The sequence below is a fragment of the Bradyrhizobium sp. NC92 genome, assembly GCF_025200865.1.
Lineage (GTDB): Bacteria > Pseudomonadota > Alphaproteobacteria > Rhizobiales > Xanthobacteraceae > Bradyrhizobium.
Genome location: NZ_CP104171.1, coordinates 4,351,071 through 4,363,086 on the forward strand (window position 1 = coordinate 4,351,071; position 12,016 = coordinate 4,363,086).

13 protein-coding genes and 1 tRNA gene are annotated in these 12,016 nt (G+C 62.5%); 10 read left to right on the top strand and 4 right to left on the bottom strand.

The features are described from left to right. Positions 1–56 precede the first annotated feature (56 nt). Complete coding sequence (locus N2602_RS20315) at positions 57–212, top strand: hypothetical protein (protein WP_172783746.1); 156 nt, start codon at positions 57–59, stop codon at positions 210–212. A 42-nt stretch (positions 213–254) separates the two neighbouring features. On the opposite strand, the gene N2602_RS20320 is transcribed toward N2602_RS20315, so the two are convergent. Continuing rightward, on the bottom strand, positions 255–401 hold the full coding sequence (locus N2602_RS20320; RefSeq protein ID WP_172783745.1) for a hypothetical protein: 147 nt from the start codon (positions 399–401) through the stop codon (positions 255–257). Between the two features lie 153 nt (positions 402–554). Here N2602_RS20320 and N2602_RS20325 point away from each other — a divergent pair, with 153 nt between their 5' ends. Next, complete coding sequence (locus N2602_RS20325) at positions 555–935, top strand: hypothetical protein (RefSeq protein ID WP_260379225.1); 381 nt, start codon at positions 555–557, stop codon at positions 933–935. Here the strand turns inward: N2602_RS20325 and N2602_RS20330 are convergent. Then, positions 895–2,454, bottom strand: coding sequence for a beta-(1-6) glucans synthase (locus N2602_RS20330; RefSeq protein WP_260379226.1), 1,560 nt, complete (start codon positions 2,452–2,454; stop codon positions 895–897). The genes N2602_RS20325 and N2602_RS20330 overlap by 41 nt on opposite strands. Positions 2,455–2,784: 330 nt before the next feature. Here N2602_RS20330 and N2602_RS20335 point away from each other — a divergent pair, with 330 nt between their 5' ends. The 4 genes from N2602_RS20335 to N2602_RS20350 all read left to right on the top strand — a co-directional run bounded on the left by N2602_RS20335 (position 2,785) and on the right by N2602_RS20350 (position 7,149). Then, complete coding sequence (locus N2602_RS20335; protein ID WP_260379227.1) at positions 2,785–3,372, top strand: beta-1-3, beta-1-6-glucan biosynthesis protein; 588 nt, start codon at positions 2,785–2,787, stop codon at positions 3,370–3,372. A 232-nt stretch (positions 3,373–3,604) separates the two neighbouring features. After that, complete coding sequence (locus tag N2602_RS20340; protein WP_260379228.1) at positions 3,605–6,274, top strand: glycosyltransferase; 2,670 nt, start codon at positions 3,605–3,607, stop codon at positions 6,272–6,274. A 319-nt stretch (positions 6,275–6,593) separates the two neighbouring features. Next, positions 6,594–6,669 (top strand) — tRNA-Lys (locus tag N2602_RS20345). Between the two features lie 324 nt (positions 6,670–6,993). Then, positions 6,994–7,149 (top strand): hypothetical protein, encoded by a 156-nt coding sequence (locus N2602_RS20350; protein WP_172783740.1) that lies wholly within the window; start codon positions 6,994–6,996, stop codon positions 7,147–7,149. 1,000 nt (positions 7,150–8,149) lie between these two features. Here N2602_RS20350 and N2602_RS20355 read toward each other — a convergent pair. Then, a complete protein-coding gene (locus N2602_RS20355) occupies positions 8,150–8,362 on the bottom strand; it encodes a hypothetical protein (protein WP_172783739.1) in 213 nt (70 codons plus the stop codon). A gap of 357 nt (positions 8,363–8,719) precedes the next feature. On the opposite strand from N2602_RS20355, the gene N2602_RS20360 reads away from it, so the two are divergent. Then, on the top strand, positions 8,720–8,914 hold the full coding sequence (locus N2602_RS20360; protein WP_260379229.1) for a hypothetical protein: 195 nt from the start codon (positions 8,720–8,722) through the stop codon (positions 8,912–8,914). A gap of 240 nt (positions 8,915–9,154) precedes the next feature. Continuing rightward, a complete protein-coding gene (locus tag N2602_RS20365; protein ID WP_164936882.1) occupies positions 9,155–9,313 on the top strand; it encodes a hypothetical protein in 159 nt (52 codons plus the stop codon). Between the two features lie 569 nt (positions 9,314–9,882). On the opposite strand, the gene N2602_RS20370 is transcribed toward N2602_RS20365, so the two are convergent. Continuing rightward, entirely contained in the window at positions 9,883–11,259 is a 1,377-nt protein-coding gene (locus N2602_RS20370) for a DUF6056 family protein (protein ID WP_260379230.1), read from the bottom strand. A 231-nt stretch (positions 11,260–11,490) separates the two neighbouring features. Here N2602_RS20370 and N2602_RS20375 point away from each other — a divergent pair, with 231 nt between their 5' ends. Both N2602_RS20375 and N2602_RS20380 read left to right on the top strand, forming a co-directional pair. After that, on the top strand, positions 11,491–11,655 hold the full coding sequence (locus N2602_RS20375; RefSeq protein WP_311738387.1) for a hypothetical protein: 165 nt from the start codon (positions 11,491–11,493) through the stop codon (positions 11,653–11,655). Positions 11,656–11,833: 178 nt separating this feature from the next. Continuing rightward, complete coding sequence (locus tag N2602_RS20380; RefSeq protein ID WP_260379231.1) at positions 11,834–12,004, top strand: hypothetical protein; 171 nt, start codon at positions 11,834–11,836, stop codon at positions 12,002–12,004. The last annotated feature ends 12 nt before the right edge of the window (positions 12,005–12,016 follow it).

Genomic DNA, 12,016 nt, shown 5'->3' on the forward strand with positions numbered 1-12,016 from the left:
CGGAGGAGGTTCGCGTAAGAAGGCACTATCCGCGGCGAATTCGATTCGGAGCGGAGATGACGGACGCGAACTTTCTGCGGGAGCAACTCGCGTTGATCCGCGAACTGGCCGACCGCGCCGACCCCCACATCAGGAAGCGACTGCTCGCATTGGCTGAAAAATACGAGCGCCGGCTGGCGGAGCAGAGCCGGAACACGCAAGGTCGCAGCTGATTGCCCTTGATCGCGCTTGATCGCTTTGGCGCAGGCGATGACTTATTCCATCCGCGCCTTTTCCTTCAGATCGCGGATGCGCATCTCCGCCTCGTCCTTGGACTGGACGATTTCCGACCAATCCTCCACCCGCGCCTCCTTGCTGAGCCTCTTCAGCTCGCTCAGCTGCTGCTGCGTCGGCTTGTCCATGCCTCACTCCTCGACGGCAATTGCGTTGGGCGACACCATGTTCAGAACCGGCGGGATGCTCGCGTGTTCCTGGACGATGCGCGGGCCCGCCGGATCAACAGAAACATCGCCTGCCCTGTTGCCTGCCCGCGCCTTCCCGACCATATTGCCGCCATGACAAAGAAGCCCTTCCGCCTCACGCCCTACCAGGTGCAGTTCCTGCTCGTGGTCGGATTCGTCACCGTCGGCTGCGCGCTCTACGTGCGCTATCTCGCGATCGAGCTTTCGCAGGTCGCGCTCGCCTGCGACGCCGGGCTTCAGACGCTGGTCTGCAAGTCGCGGTCGGTCGCGACCGTTCTGTTCAAGAATTCGGTGTTCGGCATCGTCGCGCTCGTGGTCGCAACGCTGAACCTGATGCGGCCCTCGATCGTGCTGCTCACGGTCGGCCTCATCGCGGCCGGCCTTGGCATCGTGCTTTACAATGTCGTGCTGTCGGGCCTTGCGATCGGCCTGCTCATTCTTGGCTTTGCTCGGCCCGCGCCCGCCACAGCGTGAGGGCGAACAACAGATAGATCGCGCAGGTCCACAGCGACTGCCAATTGTCGCGGCCTTCGTTGAACAGCACGTACACGGCCGACAGCGCCAGCACCCCCGCGAACACCGCTTCGGCGATCGGACGCTGGCCGATCTGCGGCCGGTTCAACATCAAAAGCGCGAACGGCACCACCGCCATCGTCAGCGCGGCGTAGGGAAAATCCTTGTAGCGCGGGTCGAACACGAAGCCGAGCGCGGTCGCGGCCGCGATCACCGCCGTCACCGCCAGCGTCAGGCCGAGCACGGCGGTGAGCTTCGACCATTTCCGGCCCTCGCGCGGGCCGAGCAGGTCGAGGAAGGTCGGCAGGCTGCGGCCGATCACCATCGCCTGCGCGCAGAAGATCGGTGACAGGATGCCGGCCAGCAGCAATGCGCCCCAGAGCAGCCAGCCGCCGATCCCGTAGCTCTCGTAATACATCTTGTCGACGCCGATCCCGAGCAGGCTCCCCGCCGTCGTCGCCGAGATGCCGACGCCGAGCCAGGCCGGGAAGCGCGGCGTCCACGGCCGCCGGCGCAGCGTGATCACCGCGACCGCGAACACCAGCACGGAAAGGCCCATGCCCGCGCCCATGTACCATTTCCAGTACGGGAAATTGCTGATCGGGTCGCCCGGCGGATATTTCAGGCTGCGGCGCACCGAGTCATACAGCCCCCAATAGCCGCCGACGGTGCCTTCCAGCCTGCGCTTCCACGGCTGGTCGTAGGACTCGATCAGGTTGACGCGGAACTTCTGTGCCTTCGCAAGGCTCAGGATTTCCGAGACGACACGCGCCTGGTTGGCGCGCGAGGGCAGCGCGCCGTCGCGCATGCGCCCCGCGCTCGGCCAGCCGGTTTCGCCGATCAGGATCTCCTTGCCGGGAAACGCCACCGCCATGCGCTCGCGGATCGCCTCGACATGGGCGGAGGCGAACTTCGCCTTGATGGGGAAGTCTTCCCAATAAGGCAGGATGTGGATCGTGACGAAATCGACCGCGTCATAGACCTCGCGGTTCTTCAGCCAATATTCCCAGACATCGGCATAGGTGACGGGCACGCTGACCTGGGTCTTGACCAGGCGGATGAGGGAGACGAGGTCTGCCGTCGTCATCTCACCGCGCAGCAGCACCTCGTTGCCGACGATGACGGCGGTGATGATTTCGGGGAATTGCTTGATGAGGCGGATGGCGAGCCCGGCCTGCTCGAAATTCTTGGTGCGGTTGCTGGAGAGCCAGATGCCCTGCAGCACTTTCAGCCCGCCGACCCTGGCGGCGATCGCCGGCACCTGGTCGAGCCCGTTCTCCATCGAATAGGTGCGGACGCAGTCGGTGATCTCTTTGAGCTGGCGCAGGTCCTGCTCGATCTGGTCAGCCTCGATATGGGTCCATGCGTCCAGCGGCGACTGCTCGCCGCGGAACGGCGCGTAGGAGACGCATTGAACCTTGTCGGCGGGGTCGATCGGGGCGCGCGCGAGCGTGATCGGCGTGGCAAGCCACCACCACACGGCAGCGATCGCACCCAGTGAGACGAGCAGAAGCGCCAGTGGCGTACGAAGAGAAATCGGTTCCGTCCTCCGCGAAGGGCCGTCGATTACCTTCTCGCACGCCGTCTGCCAAGGGGGCACCCCCAGTGGACCCCTTCGCGCCCCCAAAGGAATTTACCTGCGGCCGTTCGACCGTGATCTAGGATCGTGACTTTGCTGGACAAAATTCGAAATACAGGTCATGGACTCCGAAAGACTTTTCCGCCGCATTGGAGACCCATTTGGACGCCATCAGCTGGCGCGTCCGCGGGGCTCCTGACGCGGACGGCCAGCGGATACATTGGGGAATTCATGCGGCAACGGGTGTTCGAGTCACGAAATGCGGTCCTGCGGCAGTTCGCCGCCACCTTGGCCGTATCCTGCCTGCTCGTTCTGATCGGTGTTGGCGGCGCCTCCGCCCAGAGCGGCACGCCGGCCCCCGACCAGGGCAAGGCGGCCGCCCAGCCCGCCGACGCCGCCAAGGACGCCGCCCAGAATCAGCGCCGCACCGACGAGTTCGCGGAAGCCGCCCAGGTCATCAACGGCCCGGCCGGCAATCCCGAATGCGTCTGGCTCGGCCGGCGCGTGGTGCGGCTGATGTGGCGGGATGACCTCGATACCGCGTTTCGCCATCTCGACCTCTACGACCGCTTCGGCTGTCCCGGCGGCCACATCCAGGCCGCGTTCCGCTGCCTGACCCGCTTCGGCGGCCAGATCGATCCCAAGGTGGCCGAGACCCTGGACAGCCGCGTGCACGCCTGCTGGATCAACCCGGCCGCCCAGCCGCAGCAGGCGGCGGCCGCGGCCTCCCAGCCGGCAGCGCCAGCCGCCAATGCGCAGCCGCAGCAGGCGGCGAGCCCCTCGCCTGCGGCCAGCCCGTCCCCGGCGCCGGCGAAATAGCCCGAGCTCTTAAATAGCTCTGGTCGTTTCAGCTGCCGTTCAGGAACGATCGGCCATAGACACGGTTGGCACTGCCGCGCGTCGTTCGAAAAGGCATGCCCTCATAAGGACATGAGGCCATGACAGTTGTGAAACCGCGCGGCAGAGGTATGCTTCCTTTGCCGCGGACACGGTCGGATCTCGGGGTCAGATCCGCTTCCCTGCCACCTCAGCCCCTATTGGTTTAGCCGCGATGCGCGTTGTCGCCGCCGTTCTGTTGCTCGTGTCTGCGCTCCATGCAGGCGTGTGGGGAGCCCTGCGCGACAGGGAACCTGCGCCGGACTTCAAAGGCCTGTTGCCCAGCGTCTCCTACGCGCCGTTCGAAGGCTCGGCCCACCCCGACATCGACAACATCCCGACGGTCGAGAAAATCCGTGCCGACCTGAAGACGCTGTCGACCATGACGCGCGCGATCCGCCTCTATTCGTCCACGGGCGGCGTCGAGCTGGTGCCGCCGATCGCGGCCGAGTTCGGCCTCAAGGTCACCGTCGGCGCCTGGATCGACAAGGACAAGGATCGCAACGAGCGCGAGATCAAGGCCGCCATCGAGCTCGCCCGCAAGAACAGCAACGTCGCCGGCGTCGTCGTCGGCAACGAGGTGATCTACCGCGGCGAGCAGAAGGTCGAAGACCTCATCGACATGATCAAGAAGGTGAAGGGCTCGGTCCGCGTGCCCGTCACCACCGGCGAGATCTGGAACATCTGGCGCGACAATCCCGAGCTCGCCTCCAGTGTCGATTTCATCGCCGCGCACGTGCTGCCCTATTGGGAAAACTTCCGCTCGGACCAGGCGGTCGACCAGGCCGTCGACCGCTACAACCTGCTGCGCAACCTGTTCCCCGGCAAGCGCATCGTGATCGCCGAGTTCGGCTGGCCGAGCCAGGGCTACAATCTGCGCAACGCCGATCCCGGCCCGTTCCAGCAGGCGCTGGTGCTGCGCAACTTCGTCAGCCGCGCCGAAGCCATCGGCATGGAATACAACATCGTCGAAGCCATCGATCAGCCCTGGAAATTCTTCGAAGGCGGCGTCGGTCCGTATTGGGGCGTCCTCAATGCCAGCCGCGAGCCGAAATTCGCCTGGACCGGCCCAGTGGAGAATCCCGACTATTGGAAGCTGATGGGCATCGCGCTGTTGGTCGGCGTGCTGCTGTCGCTGCCGATCCTGCGGATCGAGAAAGCGACCGCCAGGCAGGCCTTCCTGCTGTCGGCGACCGCCAATGGCGTCGGCGCCTGGGCCGCGACCGTGTTCGCGTTCTGGAACAGCCACTACTTCATCTTCGGTTCGGCCTTCGCGCTGACGCTCGGCATGATCCTCCTTGTTCCGCTCGTCCTCATCGCGATGGCGCGCATCGACGAGATCGCCGCGGTCGCCTTCGGCCGGCCGCCGCAGCGGCTGATCACGAAGGACAAGCCGGTCGAGAACGTGCCCGAGAATTACTGCCCCAAGGTCTCGATCCATATCCCGGCCTATTTCGAGCCGGTCGAGATGCTGAAGCAGACGCTGGATGCGCTGTCGCGGCTGAACTATCCGAACTACGAATGCGTGGTCATCATCAACAACACGCCGGACCCCGCCTTCTGGCAGCCGATCCAGGACCATTGCCGCGCGCTCGGTGAACGCTTCAAGTTCATCAACGCCGAGAAGGTGCAAGGCTTCAAGGCCGGCGCACTGCGCATCGCGATGGACCGCACCGCGGCCGATGCCGAGATCATCGGCATCCTCGATGCCGATTACGTCGTCGAGCCCGACTGGCTGAAGGACCTCGTGCCCGCCTTCGCCGACCCGCGCGTCGGCCTCGTGCAGGCGCCGCAGGAGCATCGCGACGGCGATCTGTCGATCATGCACTACATCATGAACGGCGAATATGCCGGCTTCTTCGACATCGGCATGGTCCAGCGCAACGAGCTCAACGCCGTCATCGTGCACGGCACGATGTGCCTGATCCGCCGCGCCGCGATGGACATGGCCGGCGGCTGGTCGAGCGACACGATCTGCGAGGATAGCGATCTCGGCCTTGCGATCCAGGAGCTCGGCTGGACCACCCACTACACCAACACCCGCTACGGCGCGGGCCTCTTGCCCGACACCTACGAGGCCTTCAAGAAGCAGCGGCACCGCTGGGCCTATGGCGGCCTGCAGATCGTCAAGAAGCACTGGCGCCGCTTCCTGCCCGGTGCGAGCCGGCTGACGCCCGACCAGAAGCGCGAATATGGCCTGGGTTGGCTGAACTGGCTGGGCGCCGAAAGCCTCGGCGTGGTCGTGGCGCTGCTCAACCTCGTCTGGGTGCCGATCGTCGCCTTCGCCGACATCGCCATCCCCGACAAGATCCTGACGCTGCCGATCATCGGCGCCTTCGTCGTCTCGCTGGTGCATTTCCTGTCGATGTACCGCGCCCGCGTCGCCATCAAGCCCGGCCAGATGCTGGGTGCCATGATCGCGGCGATGAGCGTGCAATGGACGGTGTCGCGCGCGGTGGCGCAGGGCCTGATCACCGAGCACATCGCCTTCGCCCGCACCTCGAAGGGCGGCCTTAGCAGGATGTCGATCGAGTTCCAGGCCTTCTGGGAGGCCGTGATCGGCATCCTGCTCATCGTTGGCGCCGGCGTCCTGGTCGCTTCCAACAGCTTCCGCCAGATCACCGAGATCTACATCTTCGCCGGCGTCCTGGTGCTGCAGAGCCTGCCGTTCCTGGCCGCCGTCGCGATCGCCATCCTCGAGCTCAGCCGCATCAACTCGTTCCAGTTCTGGCGCGATAGCGCGATCCGCACCGCCGAGCTGATCGGCCTGCGCCCGGTCGCGCTGCCCCACCCGACCGGCACGCCGCAGCCTGTGCCGAGCGAGGTGCGGCGGGAGACGAACTGATCCGGCTCCACGCCGGTCTTCGGACCTCGTGCTTAGAAGTCACGTGGTCTTCGGCGTGGATGACCGGCCGCCAATTGAGGTGAGAATTTTGGCCTAAGCGACGGATAGCCCAATCAAATCCCAGCTCCTGCCGCGATCTTCGGCAGCCACCCGCACTATTGACCTCCGCTGCCACTCCCCCTACACAGCCCGTGCCGAAGGCATGATCCGGAAACAACCGGTTTTCCCCGCAACGCGATTTTCAGCGAAGCGGCAAGACATGCTTCTCGAATGTCCGAACACGATGGCGATCTCTTATCTTAGCCATCAGCGGCCATGGGAGCGCGTAGCTCAGCCGGTAGAGCACGTGACTTTTAATCACGGGGTCCTGGGTTCGAGCCCCAGCGCGCTCACCAAACTTAGCCGCAATTTAAAGCTTGTCGCGTTCGCTGGTCAGGTCGCCGTCGCCGCCGTGTTGTTCATTGTCATCTGCTGGAGCGCGCGCGTGAAGCGACGCCGTTCGCAATCAAATGAAGAAGGGCCGTCGTCGTGACGGCACTTCTTCACAGCCACGACAGCAAGTAGCGCGAGGTGGGGATTGCGCCGTGTGCTGGTCTACCGGCTTCTGGTTCAGCGCATTCACGGCCGCGTGTACGAAGCCATTTTAGGCGCCCAACGAAGCGAAACTGAAACAATGCAGTCCGATGCTGTGATTGTAACGCCCGTTCAGGGAGAGTGGAATGCGTAGCCTGATTATCGGTGCGGCACTCCTCGCGCTGGCAACCATCGGATGTTCCACGTTTATCTCGGCCGCCCTTTCCGCAGCACGGGATGCAAAGGCCGCAACATTCTCGGAACGGTTCGCGCCGGCAGTGACGGTTCTCCCGAGCGGCTAGCCGCCAGCGTGAACCGGCGAGCCGATGGCGACGGCCTCAATGGGGAGCTTTGCCTTCGCGGTTAAGGAGCTGTAGTCGTCGTTCTAGCTCTTGCTTCTTCGCCGCAAGCCTCTCCGCCAGAACATCGTTGACCAGGGTGTGCAGTCGCCACAGCTCTTCGAGACACATGCTCTCAATGGGCTTCCGATCCATGAATCCCCCGACTCACGTATCGCGCAAGGTTAGCGCCAAGAAAGAGACGGTGCCACTTTTTCCCGAAACGATTCACATATGCGATTGAAGCTACAAAGATGAATGCCGCTCCTGTGAGTGCTGAGCAAACCGGGAGCATGCTTCATTGACTGACGAGGTTCCGTCGCAAAGCCGATTTTTCATTCGAATGGGAGGCAAAGGTTGGATGGTCTACGATCGAGAACGCAAGGGCCCAGCACTGATCGGGACCGACATGGCGGCTAATCTGACCAAGGAGCGAGCTGAGCAATTGCTACGTCTGCTGATGCCCTCGCGCGTCGAGAGGCCACCTGCGACGAATGACAGTGGCCCGCCAGCGTGAACCGGCGGTCCCAATCGTTGCGGTCTCCTTTCTCGCCAGCCGCAATCGAACGTGTTCACCGGCCGTCGTTCGCGTTGCCGCACCTGAGGCCCTCCTGGATCCATCCCGTTCTTCGCATTCGAGTTGGGGCTGGTTCTGCACCCCTAGGAAATTTAATTTCTGGTCGGTATCTTTTGAGACACCCCGCTCGAATGTTTGAGCAGACGATATCCCCCGGCGTGCCAGACTGAATGGTGCGTCGGGCGGCCCCGGTGTGTCCGCAGCCAGCCCCGCGACGCTCGGGGCCGTTCCTTTGGATTCACATTTGTTGATGCAGGAACATCCTCCAGGACGAACCATGTCGTTACCGGGGCTGGCAAATTTTATCTCGGATCTATTGTAACCCGGTAGGGCCGCTGTTCCAGAGCAGCGGCCCTTGTTCTTGAAGCGTGAACCGGGGGGCCGCGCCTAGCGCCTCTTCGGTCGATCGGTTTCTGCTGATCGCGATTTAGGTTTGGCACTCTTGCGAATCGTCGGGGGCGGCTTGCCCTCGGGACTTTGCCTCTCTTGCTTTTGCTCGGCCGCGAATACGCGCGAGCGCAGATCTTGCAATTCGGAAAGCCCGGAAGCGAGCTCGTCGAAACGCTGTTTCAGAACAGCGGTGCGATCGTAAGTGCTCATAGTACGCCCCCTCCGTCACCCCGAGCCGACCGAGATAACAGGGAAAACCATGCAATCGAAAAATGCACTCGCGAGCAGCCAGTTCCAGTGGAAAGTGTTGCGCGGTTGTCGCAGGTCGCGCGATGCGAATTGCTTGGAGACACGGGCTTTGCGCGTGGGATCTAGATCGGGCGTAGCGCCCCATGACGGCCCCGACCGTGGGGGCTTTTGGGGTGTGGAGGCCGGGGCCGCTGGAGGTGCTTGACCTTTTTAGGGAAGGCCAAAGCCAGCGAAGACTAGGAAAGTTTGGCAATCACGTCTGTTCGCTTTCGAACATTGGCTGTACGTTCCGTTTGCGCAGAACGGAGCGAATTGCCGATGAAGGATTATCTGGCGCAGATCGAGAAACTCCGCAAAGATGCGGCCGAATGCGCCCTGATTCGCGACTTGGCTACCGATCCAGCCAAGCGCGAAGTGTTCGACCGGCTTGCGCGCCACCTCACGGTCCTTGCTGACCAGGTTGAAATGGCGCTGCTTGAGCGGAAGACCGGGACTAACCCGTCTTCACCTTAGAGGCGCGCGCCGCTGATCCCGTGCCAGACTGGCGCAGTCATGGCCAAGTGATTCATGGCCAAGAGATTTATGGCCAAGTGATTTGGTGCCTCCAGCCTTCGGAGTTGCAGTTGCAGTCGGCATGCTGAGCTAAGCTCCAAACGTTGCCATTGCACCGCTGATCCAGCTGAGCATAGGAACGTTTCGACCGGCGGTGAGTCCTACAAGCGCAATCCATCCCGCTTCCTCGTGGATCGAACGATGGAAAAAGCACTCGCCTATGCCATCTCGGCGGCCCTCGTGGGCTTCGGTCTCTTGATCTTTTTCGCCGGTCTATCTTCCAGTTCGCCCGCTTTATGGACAATCGTCGCGCTGGTCCCGATCACGATCGGGATCGTGAGCGCCTTTGGTCCTGTGTGACTGGATGTGGAAATCGGTCGTTTAGGTCAGCGCGTCTGTATTTTCCGAATCGGCAACTCGTGTTCGCTCTCTCGTAGTTCCCAACCGCTGGTGACGCGCGTGAGCCATTTCGTCTCGATGCTTCTGCTTGCGACGGCCCTGATCTTGACGTTGTGCTTCGGAGTGGCAGCCTGGCGCCTCTCGGCAGACAAAGAGGCCGACATCACCGCCACGATTTCGCATCAGGAATACGGCTGGAGGCCAAGGCCCAGCAACTGAAACTTCGATTGCGACGACAGTCCACCAATCCAATCGCGCTCACCGTTGTTACCTGGCTGCGCGCGTCCACCTCGGCGCTATAAGCCCGTCAGCGTGAACTTCGGATCAAGTTACCGCGCTACCTCCCAACTGCTTTGCTTGACGTGCCTTCAGCTTTCCGGCGCCGCCACCACGGCCGGCATGCTCAACGGCACCCCTCCGACCGAAACCGGCCCCAGAGACTTCAGCTCCCGCATCTAGGGATTCATCCAAACCTCATCGCGCTTTAGGCTGCTGCAGAGCCACGAATCCGGCCGTCGCCGTGGCAGCACTCATTCCGAGGGTGCTTCAACGACGATAAAATCGGTCTTCCCAAAATATCTGGCGACGCATCCCTTGTTCACCATCACGTCGGCTATCAGCAAGAGGGTCGGTTTCCATCTGTGCTGAGCCACGATCACGACCGAGTCAGGTGTCGTGGAGAGGCGTTTGTGGCGCGCGACCGTCTCACGCCAGTAGGGATAGAGGCTCGATGCCTCGGCATATACCAGACGGCCCGTCCTGCCGAGCAGGAGCGAGGCCGCCACGACGACGGCCAGGGTAAGCGGCAACGCCGTCGAATTGAGCGGTAGAAGCACGCCCCTCTTGGAAAGCAATTGCTCGAGCTCTTGGCGATAGGTCCGGACCAACAGTGAAACGCTCAGTCCCGAACCGAAGAGCAGCAGAATCAGCGCCTGATTTTGCGCTCGCTCGACCAGGCGAATACCTGTCGAGTAGTAGTGAACAAAATACTCGAAATAGCAGCATCCAAGACAGAGGATCATCAGGCCGGGCGCCAGCACCCGCGCGCGGGGATGATCGGGCCGGTCCGGTAGGGGGGCAGCAAGCGTCAATGCGCCGACGGCAACCAGCCAGGCGATCACCCCGGGGTCGCGCAGGAATCGCCCCAGCTGCGCAAGACCAAAGCGGAACGCCTCGAGCAGCGAATGGCCGAACAGGCCGGCATTTGTCATCTGCGACATGCGGGAGCCATTGCCGCTTGCCGTCACGACAATTGTCCAACCTGCCAAGGCGGCGACAGCGATGAGCAGATGGCAACCGATCTGCATTCTCCGCTCCAACATGCGACGCGCGAACGCGGAGCCGATGAGAATGGCGACGATCCACGGGGTCGTAAACTCGTTGCACAATCCCGCAATGAAGGCCCCGGCAGCCATCCAGATGGTCGCAGTCGCCGAAAAATCGGCCTCGTTGTCCAGTGCGCGAACGCATTCCCCGAGGATCAGGATGCAGATGATCGCCGGCGGAACGTAACACGCGACCCCCGGAAGCCAGTAGAGCAGTTCGCTTACACTCGGCGAAGCACCGATGATTGCGGCGGCGAAGGCGATGCCGAGAAATAGCGAGGGCAACCCGCGAAGTCGCGGCCACGCGCGCCAAATGGCGATCATGCAGCCGATGACGAACAGGATCACGCCTGTCATCATTGTCAGGGAGTATGCAAAAAGGAGGCTTACGCCCGTCGCCTGCGCGATGATCGCGGGCACTTCGATGAGAACATAGGGGAGGACGCGTCCGCCCAACTCCCCATATAATCGCATCAGCGAAACGTACAGCCCCTCTTCAACATATCGGTATGAGAAACAGAAGTCGTCGTGTTGCGGGTCCGCAAATGCGCCCAGCGCTATGAAAAAGAGCACGAAAAGCATGGGGACGACGCCGGCAACGACCCATGGCCAACGAACCCGATCACGTAGCCGCCCCATAATCGCTCCCAAGTTCGACCCAAATTTACCGAAGAATTGCAGTCATCGCTAGATGCAACGTCCAGGGTGAGCAAGCGGCTGTCATGACCGCGGCCTCAGCACGTGGGATGGGTTGAGCCCTTTGCGAAACCCATCGCTCGTGACTGCTGGGCGTTTCTGCGAGATTGAGACCAGATGGGCGAGCGTGCGCACTACAAGATCATCATCGAGCCGCTGTCGGAGGAAGACGGCGGCGGCATTGTTGCGACCGTGCCCGACCTTCCGGCTGCATGTCCGACGGTGCCACCGAAAATTCGAAGCGGTGCAGAAGGTGCAGGATGCAATCGCGTGTTGGATTGAAGCTGCCGAGGAAGATCATCGCCCGATCCCCGTCCCTTCACATTTGCGACGCGCGGCGGCCGGTTAGTTCCTATGAAAAACGCATCTGCGGGAAGCTGCGCCCTGCCAGTACGAGCCTCACAAAACCCGCTGACAACCCGCCGGAAACGTGTACGCTCCCCAAAACCGGAGGAACGGCATGTTTGAAATCAACGGTTTCGACACGGCGGGCGTCGTCAGTCTCAAGCGGTCGTCACTTGCCGCCGCGCTCAAGAAGGCCAGGGAACTGGTCGAGGACGGGTGCTGGGACGTTCAGGTCGTCGATCCCACAGGCCTGGTCTACACCTCGTTCGAGGAGCAAGCCGCCTAGCGCGACCAGTCC